13 protein-coding genes are annotated in these 16,390 nt (G+C 40.6%); all 13 read right to left on the bottom strand.

The window, feature by feature from the left end:
* Positions 1 to 53: 53 nt before the first annotated feature.
* The 13 genes from TE34_RS05395 to TE34_RS05455 all read right to left on the bottom strand — a co-directional run bounded on the left by TE34_RS05395 (position 54) and on the right by TE34_RS05455 (position 16,360).
* Positions 54 to 1,340, bottom strand: a complete 1,287-nt coding sequence (locus TE34_RS05395; RefSeq protein ID WP_047983804.1) for a UDP-N-acetylglucosamine 1-carboxyvinyltransferase — start codon at positions 1,338 to 1,340, stop codon at positions 54 to 56.
* Positions 1,341 to 1,496: 156 nt separating this feature from the next.
* Complete coding sequence (gene fsa / locus TE34_RS05400) at positions 1,497 to 2,144, bottom strand: fructose-6-phosphate aldolase (RefSeq protein WP_047983805.1); 648 nt, start codon at positions 2,142 to 2,144, stop codon at positions 1,497 to 1,499.
* 123 nt (positions 2,145 to 2,267) lie between these two features.
* Complete coding sequence (locus TE34_RS05405) at positions 2,268 to 3,122, bottom strand: class II fructose-bisphosphate aldolase (RefSeq protein ID WP_047983806.1); 855 nt, start codon at positions 3,120 to 3,122, stop codon at positions 2,268 to 2,270.
* 124 nt (positions 3,123 to 3,246) lie between these two features.
* Positions 3,247 to 3,609 (bottom strand): response regulator, encoded by a 363-nt coding sequence (locus TE34_RS05410; protein WP_047983807.1) that lies wholly within the window; start codon positions 3,607 to 3,609, stop codon positions 3,247 to 3,249.
* Positions 3,610 to 3,891: 282 nt separating this feature from the next.
* Positions 3,892 to 5,496, bottom strand: coding sequence for a CTP synthase (locus TE34_RS05415; RefSeq protein ID WP_047983808.1), 1,605 nt, complete (start codon positions 5,494 to 5,496; stop codon positions 3,892 to 3,894).
* Positions 5,497 to 5,823: 327 nt separating this feature from the next.
* The gene (rpoE, locus tag TE34_RS05420) at positions 5,824 to 6,384 is read right to left on the bottom strand and encodes a DNA-directed RNA polymerase subunit delta (protein ID WP_047983809.1); all 561 of its coding nucleotides are present in this window, start codon (positions 6,382 to 6,384) and stop codon (positions 5,824 to 5,826) included.
* A gap of 471 nt (positions 6,385 to 6,855) precedes the next feature.
* Complete coding sequence (gene icmF / locus TE34_RS05425; RefSeq protein WP_047983943.1) at positions 6,856 to 10,098, bottom strand: fused isobutyryl-CoA mutase/GTPase IcmF; 3,243 nt, start codon at positions 10,096 to 10,098, stop codon at positions 6,856 to 6,858.
* A 3-nt stretch (positions 10,099 to 10,101) separates the two neighbouring features.
* Entirely contained in the window at positions 10,102 to 10,740 is a 639-nt protein-coding gene (locus TE34_RS05430) for a TetR/AcrR family transcriptional regulator (RefSeq protein ID WP_047983810.1), read from the bottom strand.
* 4 nt (positions 10,741 to 10,744) lie between these two features.
* The gene (gene meaB, locus TE34_RS05435) at positions 10,745 to 11,677 is read right to left on the bottom strand and encodes a methylmalonyl Co-A mutase-associated GTPase MeaB (RefSeq protein WP_047983811.1); all 933 of its coding nucleotides are present in this window, start codon (positions 11,675 to 11,677) and stop codon (positions 10,745 to 10,747) included.
* Positions 11,678 to 11,693: 16 nt separating this feature from the next.
* The gene (locus TE34_RS05440; RefSeq protein ID WP_047983812.1) at positions 11,694 to 12,833 is read right to left on the bottom strand and encodes an acyl-CoA dehydrogenase; all 1,140 of its coding nucleotides are present in this window, start codon (positions 12,831 to 12,833) and stop codon (positions 11,694 to 11,696) included.
* A gap of 12 nt (positions 12,834 to 12,845) precedes the next feature.
* Entirely contained in the window at positions 12,846 to 13,979 is a 1,134-nt protein-coding gene (locus TE34_RS05445; RefSeq protein WP_047983813.1) for an acyl-CoA dehydrogenase, read from the bottom strand.
* 39 nt (positions 13,980 to 14,018) lie between these two features.
* Positions 14,019 to 14,864: a 3-hydroxybutyryl-CoA dehydrogenase gene (locus TE34_RS05450; RefSeq protein ID WP_047983814.1), complete on the bottom strand. Its 846-nt coding sequence runs from the start codon at positions 14,862 to 14,864 to the stop codon at positions 14,019 to 14,021.
* A gap of 308 nt (positions 14,865 to 15,172) precedes the next feature.
* Complete coding sequence (locus TE34_RS05455; RefSeq protein WP_047983815.1) at positions 15,173 to 16,360, bottom strand: acetyl-CoA C-acetyltransferase; 1,188 nt, start codon at positions 16,358 to 16,360, stop codon at positions 15,173 to 15,175.
* Between the last annotated feature and the right edge of the window lie 30 nt (positions 16,361 to 16,390).

Below are 16,390 nucleotides of genomic sequence, written 5' to 3' on the forward strand. Positions count from 1 at the left end.
TTAATAACCTTTTACACACTTACAGAAAGATAAAAGACAAATATACAAACAGATCACGAATTCTGGAATTGTATTACTTCTTCTTCTGTCATGTCTTCTCGCCAGACGTTGGCTCCGAGGTTGTTTAGTTTTTGTGTCATGTTTTCGTAGCCTCGGTCGATGTGTTCGAGTCCGGTTATTTCTGTGATGCCGTTGGCCATTAGGCCTGCGATGACGAGGGCTGCGCCTGCTCTTAGGTCACTGGCTTTTACTCGTGCGCCTTCTAGTTGAACTGGTCCGGATACGATTACGGAACCGCCTTCTACTTTGATAATAGCATTCATTCTTCTTAACTCATCGATATGTTTGAGCCTTGCTGAATATATCGTATCGGATACGACACCGGTATTGTGAGCTTTTGTTAGTAGGCTTGTAAATGGTTGCTGGAGGTCTGTTGGAAATCCAGGATATACAAGCGTCTTAATATCAACGCTTTTGAGTGGGCTTCTTGATGCGATATATAGTTGGTCGTCTGAGTCTTCTACGGTGACACCCATTTCGCGTAGTTTAGCGAGTAATGATTCTAAATGCTGTGGAATCACATTATCAATGATTACTTCATTTCCTGCGGCAGCTGCTGCAATTGCATAGGTACCTGCTTCAATTCGATCTGGAATAATCGTGTGCCTGCAACCGTGTAGTGATGGCACTCCTTCGATACGAATAACATCTGTTCCAACGCCTTTAATCTTCGCACCCATATTGGTTAACAAGGTTGCAACATCAATAATCTCTGGTTCTTTTGCAGCATTTTCAATAATGGTCTTTCCCTTTGCACGGACTGCAGCAAGCATAATATTAATGGTTGCACCTACACTTACTACATCCAAATAAATACGTGCACCGGTTAATTCTTTTGCTCGAAGGTAAATCGCCCCTTGCTCATTGGTTACTTCTGCACCTAGTGCTTCGAAACCTTTGATGTGCTGATCAATTGGGCGAGGGCCTAAAAAGCATCCACCTGGTAGGCCAATAACAGCCTTCTTAAACTTACCAAGCATGGCTCCCATGAAATAATAGGATGCTCGAAGCTTTTTCACCTTACCATTTGGAAGTGGCATGGAAATCATGTTTTCTGGATTAATATGAATTGTTTGACCATCCCAGCTAACACTTCCACCAATTTCTTCTAATAAATCACTAAGAGTGTATACATCTGAAATCTCAGGCAGTCCTTCGATCGTAACCTCTGAGTCAGCTAGTATAGCTGCTGGCAAGAGTGCTACTGCACTGTTTTTGGCTCCACTGATGCGTACCTTACCATTTAAGACATGACCGCCCTCAACTATCATTTTCTGCATGTTAAAACCCCGCTTTTGAGGTGAGAACGTTCTAGAGGGACAGTCCCCCATAGAACATTCTCCACTTATTTAAAATATTTCTATACTCATTGTTCACTTGAGTACAACTGGTTTGTTGATCTTACTTATAGTTTGGTCAGACTAAAGGATTCCATGCTACTGATTTGCCTTATTCCAGTCTGCCAAAAATTTCTCTATACCTTGGTCGGTTAGTGGATGTTTCACAAGCTGACTTAACACCTGATAAGGAACCGTTGCAATATGTGCACCATGAAGTGCTGCATCTGTAACGTGTAATGGATGTCTAATGCTTGCAGCAATAATTTCTGTTTCAATACCATGACGGTCAAAGATTTCAGCGATGGTTGCGATTAATTGCATACCATCTTGACCAATATCATCCAATCTCCCAAGGAATGGTGAAACATATGTAGCTCCAGCTCTCGCCGCTAGAAGGGCTTGGTTTGCATTAAAAATTAATGTGACATTTGTTTTAATACCTTTATCACTGAACGCTTTAACTGCTTTTAATCCTTCTAACGTCATTGGAACTTTAATGGTGATATTTGGTGCGATTTTTGCTAACTCTAACCCTTCTTCAATCATACCTTCAGCATCTTCAGCAATAACTTCTGCACTGACAGAACCAACTGTTACCTCTGTCGTGATTTCTTTCAAGCGATCGTGAAAGGAAACGCCTTCTTTTGCCACAAGACTAGGGTTGGTTGTAACACCAGCTAGAATACCTAAAGCATTAGCTGACCGAATTTCATCAATATTTGCTGTGTCGATAAAAAATTTCATGTTTTTGACTTCCTCCTCTGACTTGAATTAAGTGCATTTTACAGGAATAGCCCAATCTGTTCGGTCTACATATAGTATACGTAGAAACACGTTAAACAGAGAGGGCACTTAGCATTATTTTTATTAAGCTTTGTTAGATGATCCGAACTCGCGCATTTTACCAATTACAGTTTGCTTAATTGCTTCTGTACCTGGTCCTAGATATTTACGAGGATCATATAGTTCTGTTTTCTCATTTAACACTTGGCGTACCGCTTTTGCCTGCGCCATTTGATTCTCTGTGTTTACATTGATTTTAGCAGTACCAAGTGAAACTGCCTTTTGAATATCTTTTGTAGGAATCCCAGTACCACCGTGCAGTACTAAAGGAACTTGTGTTAGGTTAAGAATTTCTTCCATTTCCTTGAAGCCAAGGTTTGGTTCTCCTTGGTATGGTCCATGGACAGAGCCTAAAGCTGGTGCTAAGCAATCAACTCCCGCTTCTTCTACGAGACGTAAACATTCTTGTGGATCTGCATAATTGATTCCGCCGATAACGCCGTCTTCTTCTCCACCAACTGTTCCTACTTCTGCTTCAACAGAAACACCATTAATATGTGCAAGCTCTACTACTTTCTTTGTAAGAGCAATATTTTCTTCTATTGGAGAATGTGATGCATCAATCATAACAGAAGTAAAACCTGCATGAATTGCTTGGGCACATTTTTCAAAGCTTGAACCATGGTCTAAATGGATTGCAACTGGAACTGTTGTCCCATACTCTTCCATCAGTGATTTCACCATCGCTACCACTACTTTGAAGCCACCCATATATTTCCCTGCACCTTCAGACACACCTAAAATAACTGGTGATTTTTCCTCTTCTGCAGCTTGCAGAATTGCTTGTATGTACTCCAAGTTATTTATATTGAATTGTCCAACTGCATATCCATTGTTCTTTGCATCCTCTAGCATTTGTTTCATTGAAACTAATGGCATATCGTTTCCTCCTTCATCTTATATAAAGAGATTGATTCATGTTTGTCAATACAATATAAGAATACCAAAGTCAAATACTAGGGCGCAAGGTAATCGAGTTAATGTTACATTTAAAATATTTCTACTACTCAGCAAGTACTTGATTTATATAATCTCTTACTTCTAGAACATTAAAAGGCTTGGACAGAACCTTGATTAAATTAGGTAATCCTTCTGTCTCATCCTTAATATTTTCTGCTAGTCCACTCATTAAAATGGTAGATATTGTTTTATTTTCTTTATTTAATTGTTTTACTACTTCTATCCCATCCATAACAGGCAACTTATAATCAATCATGATTAAATCAAATGTATGTAATTCAATCATGTTTAATGCTTCTTTCCCCGTTTGTGCGGTGACGACCTCATAACCTTCACTTTCTAAGAGATCTTCTAATAGCAAGCGAATCCCTACTTCATCATCAACAATTAAAATCTTTCTTCTCATTTTGACAATATCCCCCCTCAAGTTAACTATTCGATATAAAGTACAATAAATCCTTCTTTTTAGCGAACACAACTTTGCCAATTTTTGGCATGAACAGTTAACCTTGTTTCTATGAATTATCTATCTCTATAGCATTCACTATAATAACCATTATTCTATATACCCACTTGTCGAAAACATAAAACTATAAATTGAATATAACAAAAAAGTCGCGAATCCTACCACTTTATGGTAAATTCGCGACTAATCTACTATTTATCTAACTGAGATGGTTAATGCATTCTAGTTACTTTGTTCTACAGCTGCGCCAATAAAGCCTTTGAATAAGCTTTGTGGCCTTGTAGGACGGGATCTAAATTCTGGATGGAATTGACATGCAACAAACCAAGGATGGTCATTAATTTCAATTGTTTCGACTAAACGACCATCTGGACTAGTACCTGAGAAAATAAAACCTTTTGCTTCCATTTCTTCGCGGTACTCGTTATTAAACTCATAACGATGGCGATGACGTTCTTCCACCATTTCCGCACCTTCATAAGCTGCTCTAGTCTTTGTACCTTCTTTAAGCTTACATGGATATAAGCCAAGTCGTAGCGTCCCACCTAGGTCCTCGATATCTTTTTGCTCTGGAAGTAAATCGATGATAGGATGTGTCGTATTCGGATTTATTTCTGCAGAGTGTGCATCTTTATATCCTAGTACGTTACGAGCAAATTCTACTGTAGCTAATTGCATACCCAAGCATATGCCTAGGAAAGGAATATTGTTTTCACGTGCATAACGTATTGCTTCAATTTTCCCTTCAATACCTCGGTCACCGAAACCACCAGGTACGATAATTCCATCCACGTGTGAAAGTTTTTCCTGTATCATCGTCACATCTAATTTCTCTGAATTAATCCAATGGACATCGATTTCTGCATCAAAAGCAAACCCGGCGTGTTTCATCGATTCAACTACAGAAATATATGCATCCTGTAATTCCACGTATTTACCTACAAGTCCAATGGTCACTTTCTTCGATAAGTTACCAACACGATCAACTAGCTCTTTCCATTCCGTCATATTTGCAGCTCCTGCATCTAGACCGAAATGATCACAAACGATTTGATCTAAGTGTTGCTCTTGTAAAGATAGAGGAATTTCATAAAGGTTGGATGCATCACGCATTTCAATAACCGCTTCTTCACGAATATCACAAAATAGAGCAATTTTATCTTTCATATCTTGACTAATTTCATGTTCTGTACGTAATACAACGGCATCCGGCTGGATACCTAAAGAACGTAATTCTTTTACACTGTGCTGGGTTGGTTTGGTTTTCAATTCACCAGCTGCTTTAATAAATGGAACTAATGTACAATGAATATACATCACGTTTTGCTTTCCAATATCACTTTTCACTTGGCGAATTGCTTCAAGGAATGGAAGTGATTCAATATCCCCAACAGTTCCACCAATTTCAGTTATAACAACATCTGCCCCTGTTGCATCACTTGCACGGAAAACTTGGTCCTTAATTTCATTCGTAATATGTGGAATAACCTGGACGGTTCCACCTAAATAATCCCCACGGCGTTCTTTACGAATAACGTTGGAGTACACCTTACCGGTAGTAATATTGCTATATTTATTTAAATTTTCATCAATAAAGCGTTCATAATGCCCTAAATCCAAATCCGTTTCTGCGCCATCATCGGTCACAAACACTTCCCCATGTTGATATGGGCTCATTGTTCCTGGATCAACGTTAATATATGGATCGAATTTTTGAATCGTAACTTTTAACCCACGGTTCTTTAATAATCTTCCTATTGATGCTGCTGTAATGCCTTTTCCTAAAGATGACACAACGCCACCTGTGACAAAAATATATTTAGCCACGACAATCCCTCTTTCTATATATGATGAATAAAAAAATAAGTTCGCCCACTGTTTGTGTTTATTGTGCGCACAATTCCATATTAGAACCGTAAAAACACAAAAGTCTCCGTGGAATAAGACGTGAGAATAAGAACCAATTCAGGTTAGTTATGTAGAAAACGAAGCTTTTATTTGCTTCTTTTCTGCCACTAATGTTTAGATTCCCAATATGTGCTTGTATAAAACACAAAAAGCGCCTCCCCAATAAAGGGGAAACGCTTTGAATAAAAAATTTAAAGAGCCCAATACAAATTGTACTAACCTGTCCTTTAAAAGTCAAGCAGGCAATTATTTTTCTTCTTCAAGATCCTCATCGATTTCATCTTCATCAATTTCAGTGAGATCTTCTAATTCATCTTCTTCGACATCGTCGTCATCATCATCGAAGTCATCAAAATCTTCGTCATCGATATCGTCAAAATCTTCATCATCGTCTTCATCTAGATCATCGAAATCATCATCGTCTAGAATATCATCGTCATCTAAATCAAGGTCTAGTTCGTCGTCATCGATATCTAAATCATCGTCGGCAACTTTCTTCTTCGCCTTTTTCTTTTTCTTCTTCGGTTCGTTATGGATATCTTCATCTATTTGCTCGAATGGGTACCAACGTTTTAATCCCCACATATTTGCTCCGAGCGTAATAAATCTACCATCCACATTTAGATCGGTATAGAACTGTGCTAGTGCTTCTTCATTTTGTGCTTTGGTAATTTCTTTTAGTTCTACAATTTTGTTATAGATATCTCTAAAGTCTAATGCCTTTGTTTCTTCTATCAAGATTTGCTGTGCCAATTCTAGCATTGACATTTTTTTGATTTCCTCGCGGCTAAGATTTTCCAAGCTCACAATACCGCACTCCCTTTTCTTTAATATACAGTTTTTATTCGTAATCTGAGTCCTCCTAGGGTAGGGTTACTCTTGGTGATTAAAATATGTATGTTTTTAAAAGCTATCATACATTATAAACAAAGTATATGGGATTTATCAAATTTATTTTCTTTGTTTTTCAAAAGATATATTAAGACTTCCTTCAGATATTTAATTTTCATGCAATATCCGCGGCCCGAATACACTCCGCTTTCCTGCGGGGGGCTGGTGAGCCAGGCAACTACTTGAGTAATCTTCCTTGCTGCCTTGCACCGAGGAAGCCTACTTCGAAGCGATGCTAGCAGACGCAGGTGCATCTGTGGGGTCTCACCTAGGCCACTAATCCCGCGGGAGTCTCCGTGTATTCGGGCCGCTCAGTGCTTCTAATGTGTAATGAAAATATTTCTTTACGATTACATTTTACAAAAACTAAATATCAAAACCCATCCCCTACATATTCCTTCTATACTGTCCGCCTACTTCGTAGAGGGCGTTGGTGATTTGGCCTAGGGAGGCTACTTTGACGGTTTCCATTAGTTCTTGGAAGATGTTTCCGCCGGTTGCGGCTACTTGTTTTAGGCTCTTTAGTGCTGGTTCGGTTTTGTCTTGGTGCTGTGCTTGGAATTTTTTAAGGTTTTGTATTTGTGTTTCTTTTTCTTCTTTGGTTGCTCGGGCTAATTCCATGGAATCTATTTCTTCTTCTGAAGGTGGGTTTGGATTTAGGTAGGTGTTTACCCCGATAATTGGTAGTTCACCTGAGTGTTTCTTCCCTTCGTAGTATAGTGATTCCTCTTGGATTTTCCCTCGTTGGTATTGGCGTTCCATTGCGCCTAAGACGCCACCTCGGTCATTGATTCGTTCGAATTCTTGTAAAACTGCTTCTTCGACAAGGTCTGTGAGCTCATCAACAATAAATGAACCTTGTAGGGAGTTTTCGTTTTTCGTTAAACCAAATTCTCGGTTAATAATCATTTGAATTGCCATCGCTCGACGTACCGATTCCTCGGTTGGAGTCGTGATTGCCTCGTCATATGCATTCGTATGAAGGGAATTCGTGTTATCTTGGATGGCGATTAATGCTTGTAATGTTGTTCGAATATCATTGAAATCAATTTCTTGTGCGTGCAGGGAGCGACCAGATGTTTGAATATGATATTTTAATTTTTGACTTCGCTCATTTGCACCATATTTATCACGCATCGTAATCGCCCAGATTCGGCGTGCGACACGGCCAATAACCGTATATTCCGGATCTAACCCATTTGAGAAGAAGAACGATAAGTTCGGTGCAAATTTATTAATATCCATGCCACGGCTTAGATAGTACTCAACATACGTAAAGCCATTCGCCAGGGTAAATGCTAGCTGTGTAATAGGATTTGCTCCCGCTTCGGCAATATGATACCCAGAAATCGATACGGAATAATAATTACGGACCTGCTGCTCAATAAAGTACTCTTGAATATCCCCCATCATCCGGAGGGCAAATTCTGTTGAGAAGATACATGTATTTTGACCTTGGTCTTCTTTTAAAATATCTGCCTGAACCGTTCCACGAACAACCTTCAATGTCTCTGCCTTAATCGTTTCATATTCTTCGGCTGTTGGCTTACGTCCATTTTCCGCTTCGAACTTATCTACTTGTTGGTCAATTGCTGTATTAAAGAACATTGCCAGAATAATCGGTGCTGGGCCGTTGATGGTCATTGAAACAGATGTGAGTGGATCGGTTAAATCAAAACCACTATACAACTTCTTCATATCCTCTAACGTACAAACGTTTACCCCACTCTCGCCTATCTTCCCATAAATATCAGGGCGATATGCTGGATCTTCGCCATATAAGGTTACCGAGTCGAACGCCGTAGATAAACGCTTCGCATCATCATTTCTAGATAAATAGTGGAAACGACGATTCGTACGTTCTGGTGTTCCTTCTCCTGCAAACTGGCGTGTTGGGTCTTCCCCTTTACGCTTGAATGGGAAAACACCTGCCGTAAACGGAAATGCTCCTGGCACGTTTTCCTTCAACTGCCATAGCAAACGGTCTCCCCAGTCTACATACTTCGGAAAAGCAACCTTTGGAATTTTTAAGCCAGCAAGTGATTCCGTTGTAAGCTCCATTTTTATCTCTTTGTCTCGGACCTTAAACGTTATCGTATCGCCAGTATAACTCTCTTTCGTTTGATCCCAAGACTCCAATAATTGCTTTGCTTGAGGAGAAAGTTTTGCCTCATATGTTGTACACGTCGTCTTCAAAGGTGCTAATGCTCCCTCATCATCTACCAGCTGTAGTGCACCATGAAGCTGATATAGGCTTCTAGCGATTTCACTTTGTTCTTTTGCTAATTTATGATAGTTACGAACATGACTGGAAATCTCGCGCAAATAGTGACGACGTTCATTCGTAATAATTAAGTTTTGTTTTTCGGAAATCGCATGTCGGTCAAAATCAACCTGTTCATTCCAGTTGTAGTTTTCATTTAATTTATCTACTAGTGCGGCAAATAACGCATTGGTACCACTATCGTTAAACTGGCTAGCAATCGTTCCAAACACTGGGAAAGTTGTTTTATCCTGATGGAATAACATATGACTGCGCTCATATTGTTTACGAACTTGATTTAACGCATCCTCTGAACCTTTTTGTTCATATTTATTTATAACAATAAAGTCTGCGAAATCAATCATATCAATTTTCTCTAGCTGAGTCGGTGCCCCAAATTCAGACGTCATGACATACATCGATAAGTCGGTAATTTCCGTTATCGCGGCATCACCCTGACCAATCCCACTCGTTTCGACCACGATTAGATCATAACCGGAAGCACGTGTAACCTTAATTACATCCTCAATTGCTTTTGATAATTCACTTCTCGAGTCTCTTGTTGCTAAAGAGCGCATATAGACACGGTCTGTAAAAATAGCGTTCATCCGAATACGGTCGCCTAATAATGCACCACCGGTCTTCCGCTTCGTTGGATCAATGGAAATAATCGCTACTTTTCGCTCAGGTATCTCGTTTAAGAAACGACGAATTACTTCATCGGTTAGTGAACTCTTCCCTGCACCACCTGTTCCGGTAATTCCAAGAACAGGAATATTTGGATTAGCAATTTTTCCTAATGCATCCAGGACCTTATTTTTTTCTACCTCGTAGATTTCTTCATTCTCTACAAACGTAATGAGTCTCGCCATCGCTTGACGGTCTCCTGCTTGTAACTTTTCTAACTGTTGCTCGATATTTAATGGTGGTAAAAAGTCACACGTTTCCAGCATGAAGTTAATCATACCTTGAAGGCCATTTTTGCGACCGTCTTCTGGAGAAAAGATTCTTGTTACTCCATACTGGTGCAGTTCCTTGATTTCACGCGGAATGATAACTCCACCGCCACCACCGAAAACTTTAATATGGTCTGCGCCTAATTCTTTCAGTAAATCAACCATATATTTAAAATATTCCACATGCCCACCTTGATAAGAAGAGATAGCAATTCCTTGCACATCTTCCTGAATCGCGGCATGAACGACTTCTTCTACCGAACGATTGTGGCCAAGGTGAATGACCTCTGCACCACTTGCTTGCAAAATTCGGCGCATGATATTAATCGATGCATCATGGCCATCAAAAAGACTTGATGCGGTAACAAAGCGAACAGGATGCTTTGTTTTAATCGGTGCTACTTGTACCATCATCTAACCCTCCATTTTAGTCGGTTTATACTCAATCCCTAGCGCAGCGAACGTGAAGGTAAGCTGTTTAGCGATATATTCTTCTAACGTAAATTCCTTTTGTAACATCCATCTGCGAAAGCCCCACATATGCCCTTGAATTAAGATGTTATTTGCGAGTAGCGTTGTATCTTGTTTAGGTAACGCATGCGGGAGACACGTAATGATGGCCTTTTCTAACATGGCCGCCATCTCTCGTTCCTTGTCTAAAATAGCACTTCTCGTTTCTTTACTTAACGATTTCACTTCTTGGTATAAAATTAAAATTTCTTCCTGCATATCATCCATTAGTCGGAAGAAAGAAGTAATCACATTTTCAAGATTCTCCGTTGATGGCTGATTGAGATCAACTACCGCTTCTAGACGTTTTTCCACCTCGCCATGAATCGATTCACAGACAAGGTATAGCACATCCTCTTTCGTTCGAATGTATTCATAAAGGGTGCCTATACTAAATCCAGACTCTTTGGCAATTTCTCTCGTCGTTGTACGGTGAAATCCTTTTTCTTTAAACAACGTTAAGGCACCTTTGATCATTTGATCGCGCCTTTTCTTAATCAATTCCTCATCTTTCACAGAAGATAGAACCTTATTTTCCTTCATACGGCTATCTCCCTTCTTTTTTCCATTTCGTATACCAGTCACTTGCAAGTTTGTAAGGATCTGTGTGGATCTGTTTATTAGAAAAATCCGGATGTGTTTGCACAAACTGGTTTACATCACGCCAAATTTCCTCACGTATAAGTTCCAGCACTTCTAACTCATGTTGCATCTCTCTACGCTTTTTTCCGTCATCGGTATTGTATAAATAGGTGTGGTGCTCCTTGAATTTTTCCCAAAGCGTATCAATACCTTCATCTTCCGTCGTAATTGTTTTTACAATTGCGGTTTCATGCTCATCGGTTCTTGTGATATGAACGAGCTCCCTGAGTAACGCCCTAAGTTTCCCAACACCTGGAAGATCTGCTTTATTAATAACGAAAAGGTCCGCAATTTCCATAATTCCAGCTTTGAAAATCTGGAGGACATCGCCACTATTTGGTGTTAAGACAACAGCTGTCGTATCAACGATTTTCATAATATCAAGCTCCGATTGTCCAACCCCAACAGTCTCAACAATAATCACATCAAAACCAAAGGCATCACAAATTCGGATGGCATCCTTTGTGGCACGAGCAAGACCACCTAGACTACCTCGGGTTGCCATGCTACGTATATATACCCCATCATCGGTAAAATGTTCATTCATTCGCACCCGGTCACCGAGTAAAGCTCCCCCACTGAACGGACTCGTTGGATCAACGGCAATAACTGCAACAGTTTTCCCTTCCGCACGTATGTGAGAAATTAATCGGTTTACAAGGGAGCTCTTGCCTGCCCCAGGAGAACCAGTTAGCCCGATAAACATGCCATTCTTTTTAATGGAATAGGCATCCTGCATAATTTGCAGTTTATCTTCATGATCATTTTCAACCAATGTGATTGCTCGTGCCAAAGCACGGATATCCTTCTTAGCAATCCGTTCTACTAACTGGTGCATCCTAAAGACTCCCTTTCTACTTCGTTACCATTCGACCAATTACTAGTCGTTGAACTTCTTGTGTTCCTTCATAGATTTGTGTGATTTTCGCATCACGCATATAGCGCTCTACCGGATAATCCTTTGTATAACCGTAGCCACCATATACTTGAACCGCTTCAACGGTAGCTTTCATTGCTATATCTCCAGCGAATAGTTTGGACATTGCAGATGCTTTACCATATGGTAGACCTTCTGATTCTAACCATGCTGCTTGATAGGTTAATAGACGAGCCGCTTCAATCTCTGTTGCCATATCTGCTAGTTTGAAAGAAATCCCTTGGTTATGGGCAATTGGTTTACCGAACTGTTCGCGCTCTTTTGCATATCCAGCAGCGGCATCTAATGCTCCTTGAGCGATACCAACTGCTTGTGCAGCGATACCGTTACGACCGCCATCTAACGTCGTCATCGCAACCTTAAAGCCTTCTCCTTCCGCACCAAGTAGGTTTTCCTTTGGCACGCGGCAATTTTCAAAAATTAGCTCCGTTGTTGGTGAAGAACGAATGCCTAGCTTTTTCTCTTTTTTACCGAATGAAAAGCCTTCTGTTCCTTTTTCCACTATAAAGGCACTAATTCCTTTATGGCGCGCATCCACATCTGTTTTGGCAAATACGACATAAATATCGGCAACGCCACCATTGGTAATCCATACTTTGTTTCCATTGAGGATATAATGATCGCCATCTAATTTCGCTGTTGTTCTCATGGAAGCTACATCACTTCCTGCACCAGGCTCGGATAACGCATATGCTCCTAGCGCTTCCCCTGTTGCTAAACGATATAGGAAGTTTTTCTTCTGTGCTTCATTTCCGTATTTATATATTGGCCAGCTAGCTAGGGAAAGGTGAGCCGATAGAGTAACCCCAGTTGAAGCACATACTCTAGATAGTTCTTCTACAGCAATCACGTAGCTCACATAATCTGCACCAATGCCGCCGTACTCTTCGGGCCAAGGAATTCCTGTTAGACCTAGTTCTGCCATTTTATCAAAAATTGCTCTGTCAAAGCGCTCTTCTTCGTCACGCTCCGCTGCAGTGGGTTCTACTTCTTTTCTCGCAAAATCTTGGACCATTTTACGTAGCATTTCTTGTTCTTCGGTTAGTTGAAAGTTCATTTTGTTAGCCCCCTATTTCAGTAAATTATTCGCAATTACAATATGTTGAATTTCATTTGTTCCTTCATAGATCTGCGTAATCTTCGCATCTCGGAATAGTCGTTCCACTGGATATTCTTCCGTATAGCCGTAGCCACCGAAAATCTGTACCGCTTCGACCGCAGCCTTCATTGCTGTGTTGGAAGCAAACATCTTCGCCATGGATGCCTCTTTCACACAAGGTATATTCTTCTCAATCATCGATGCTGCTCGATAGACTAATAGTTTTGCAGCCTCAATTTCGGTTGCCATGTCCGCTAGTTTAAACGATACCCCTTGGTTATGAGCAATCGGTTTGCCGAATTGTTCTCGCTCTTTCGCATAGTTAGCCGCATGCTCTAAGGCTGCTTCTGCAATCCCTAGCGCTTGTGCCGCGATACCAACTCTTCCTTTATTCAGGTTAGCCATGGCGATTTTAAAGCCATCGCCTTCTTTACCAAGGAGTTGTTCTTTTGGAATTCGACAACCTTCAAATGTCAGCTGAACCGTACTTGAGCCATGGAGACCCATTTTCTTTTCTTGTTTTCCGATAATAAAGCCTTCCGTACCCTTTTCAACAATAAAAGCACTAATCCCATTCGCACCTGGAGCAGTTCTAGCAAATGTAATATATACATCCGCTGCTTCCCCATTGGTAATAAAGACTTTCGAGCCATTTAAGATATAGTGATCCCCATCTAGCTTGGCGGATGTCTTCAAGCCTTTTGCATCTGATCCTGCCTGCGGTTCTGTTAAAGCAAATGCACCAAGATACTCACCTGTTGCTAGTTTCGGTACATATTTTTCCTTTTGTTCCTCTGTACCAAAGAAAAGAATTGGATTGGTACCAACAGAGGTGTGTACGGATAAAATGACGCCTAATGCTGCACTTACTTTAGAAAGTTCATTAATTGCAATAATGTACGAAATATAATCCATCCCAGCTCCTTGATACTCTTCAGGAATTGGAATCCCCATAATACCAAGTTCGCCCATCTTCCGCACAAGTTCAATCGGAAAACGTTCTTCCTGTTCCATTCTTTCTATTTCAGGCAAAACTTCCTTTTGGGCAAAGTCCTGAACCATCTTCCGCATCATTTGCTGTTCGTCGGTGAACTTGAAATGCATGGTTTGCCCCCCTCTCCTATGATGTCACGCTGTGTCGTACTAGTCGTACTGATAAAATCCACGTCCAGATTTTTTACCAAGCCAGCCCGCTTTGACATACTTTCGCAGTAGAGGACATGGACGGTATTTGCTGTCTCCAAAACCTTCATGCAACACTTCCATGATATATAAACATGTATCAAGTCCAATAAAATCAGCTAGTTGCAATGGTCCCATCGGATGATTCATTCCAAGTTTCATGACGGTATCAATGTCTTCCACCGAAGCTACCCCTTCATATAAGGTATAAATCGCTTCGTTAATCATTGGCATTAAAATACGGTTGGACACAAAGCCTGGAAAATCATTCACTTCAACAGGAGTCTTGTTCAACTTGTGTGTCATTGCTTCAATTGCTTGATATGTTTCATCACTAGTCTGTAACCCACGAATGATCTCTACTAGTTTCATCACAGGAACTGGATTCATAAAATGCATTCCAATGACTTGTTCCGGTCTATTGGTAGCGCTTGCAATTTCTGTGATAGGAAGTGAAGAAGTGTTGGATGCAAGAATCGCATGTGCTGGTGTAATCTCATCTAATTGCTTGAATACACTCTCTTTTACGTCCATATTTTCTACGACTGCTTCAATAACTAAATCACAGTTTTGCGCATCTTGTAGGGAAGTGGATGGCGTTAATCTAGCTAGCGTGTCTACCTTTTCCGTTTCTGTCATACGCCCCTTATCTACAGCACGTGATAAGAGCTTCTCAATATTTTTCATTCCTTTTTCTAAAGCCGCTTCATTCATATCATTTAAAAATACTTGGTACCCTGACTGTGCACAGACTTGAGCAATTCCTGCCCCCATTTGTCCGGCACCGATTACCATTACAGTTTTCATGTGTTGCACCTCCTGTGTTTACTTGGAGCCAGAAAAGTAGTTTGGTAGGTTAATAGATTATAGTGGGCTTTTCTGGCAATTTTTTTTGACGTGTCGTGTTATACGCCAACCGTTATTCAGGAAACATCGACCGTTTTTGGCCATATATCAACCGTTTTCCAAAAACTTCAACCGTTTTTGACCATATATCAACCGTTATCCAGAAACTTCAACCGTTTTTGATTATATATCAACCGTTCTCCCGAAACTTCAACCGTTTTTTGGGAATATCAACCATTTGCGCCAGTATATCAACCAAACCAATAAAATTACTCTCCTGCTACCTCAATCAATACCGCATCACCTTGACCGCCACCACTACAGATTGCAGCGATTCCTAATCCACCACCACGACGTTTTAGCTCATTAATTAGTGTTAGGATAATACGAGAGCCACTTGCCCCAATTGGGTGTCCAAGTGCAACCGCTCCACCGTTTACGTTTACTTTTTCCGGATCAAGATCAGCAATTACCGAGCTAGCTAGCGATACAGCTGCGAATGCTTCGTTAATTTCGTATAAATCAATATCATCTTTTGTATAACCTGTTTTTTCTAATAGTGCATTAATTACGATACCAGGTGTTTTCGGGAAGTCTTTTGCTTCTACAGCAACTTCCGCATGACCAAGAATGGTTGCTAATGGCTTTTTGCCAAGGCTAGCTGCTTTTTCGTCAGACATGATAACAAATGCCGCTGCACCGTCATTAATTCCTGGTGCGTTACCAGCAGTTATTGTGCCGTCTTTATCAAAAGCAGGTCTAAGCTTTGCTAACACTTCTAAACTAGTATCTTTTCTTGGTGCTTCATCTTTGTCGATTAAAACAGGATCGCCTTTACGCTGTGGGATTTCAACAGCAACGATTTCTTCATTAAATTTTCCTTCTTCGATTGCTTTCACCGCACGCATATGACTACGATACGACCATTCATCTTGAGCTTCACGAGTTAAACTAAATTCATCCGCTGTAGAGTTCCCGTAAGTACCCATGTGTGCCCCTGTAAAGGAACATGTTAGCCCATCATGAATCATCATGTCGACAACGCGTTTATCGCCCATACGGTTCCCCCAGCGTGCATCAGGTAAGAAATACGGTGCGTTACTCATGCTTTCCATTCCACCTGCGACGATGACATCTTCTTCTCCTAGGCGAATTAACATATCCGCTAGAGTGACACTACGAAGGCCGGAAGCACATACTTTATTGATTGTTTCCGTTTTTACATCCCAAGGAAGACCTGCTTCACGTGATGCTTGACGAGATGGTAATTGCCCTTGGCCACCTTGCAATACATTCCCCATGATAACTTCGCCAACTTCTGTGCCATCCATTCCTGCGCGTTCTAGTGCTGCTTTGATTGCTTTACCACCTAATTGGGAAGCTGTTAGAGCTTTTAGCCCTCCACCGAATTTTCCGAAAGGGGTTCTAGCCCCAGATACGATTACAGATTTTTTCATGTTACTTTTCCTCCTCTTTTTCTCATTATC

Origin of the sequence: Ornithinibacillus californiensis, assembly GCF_001038485.1 — a bacterium.
Taxonomy (GTDB): Bacteria; Bacillota; Bacilli; order Bacillales; family Amphibacillaceae; genus Ornithinibacillus; species Ornithinibacillus californiensis.

Bases quoted from the DNA above. Each gene is read 5' to 3' on its own strand.
- TE34_RS05410 (WP_047983807.1), bottom strand. From the start codon at position 3,609: ATGAGAAGAAAGATTTTAATTGTTGATGATGAAGTAGGGATTCGCTTG.
- TE34_RS05405 (WP_047983806.1), bottom strand. From the start codon at position 3,122: ATGCCATTAGTTTCAATGAAACAAATGCTAGAGGATGCAAAGAACAAT.
- TE34_RS05440 (WP_047983812.1), bottom strand. From the start codon at position 12,833: ATGAACTTTCAACTAACCGAAGAACAAGAAATGCTACGTAAAATGGTC.
- fsa (WP_047983805.1), bottom strand. From the start codon at position 2,144: ATGAAATTTTTTATCGACACAGCAAATATTGATGAAATTCGGTCAGCT.
- TE34_RS05455 (WP_047983815.1), bottom strand. From the start codon at position 16,360: ATGAAAAAATCTGTAATCGTATCTGGGGCTAGAACCCCTTTCGGAAAA.
- TE34_RS05395 (WP_047983804.1), bottom strand. From the start codon at position 1,340: ATGCAGAAAATGATAGTTGAGGGCGGTCATGTCTTAAATGGTAAGGTA.
- meaB (WP_047983811.1), bottom strand. From the start codon at position 11,677: ATGCACCAGTTAGTAGAACGGATTGCTAAGAAGGATATCCGTGCTTTG.
- TE34_RS05445 (WP_047983813.1), bottom strand. From the start codon at position 13,979: ATGCATTTCAAGTTCACCGACGAACAGCAAATGATGCGGAAGATGGTT.
- icmF (WP_047983943.1), bottom strand. From the start codon at position 10,098: ATGGTACAAGTAGCACCGATTAAAACAAAGCATCCTGTTCGCTTTGTT.
- TE34_RS05450 (WP_047983814.1), bottom strand. From the start codon at position 14,864: ATGAAAACTGTAATGGTAATCGGTGCCGGACAAATGGGGGCAGGAATT.
- TE34_RS05430 (WP_047983810.1), bottom strand. From the start codon at position 10,740: ATGAAGGAAAATAAGGTTCTATCTTCTGTGAAAGATGAGGAATTGATT.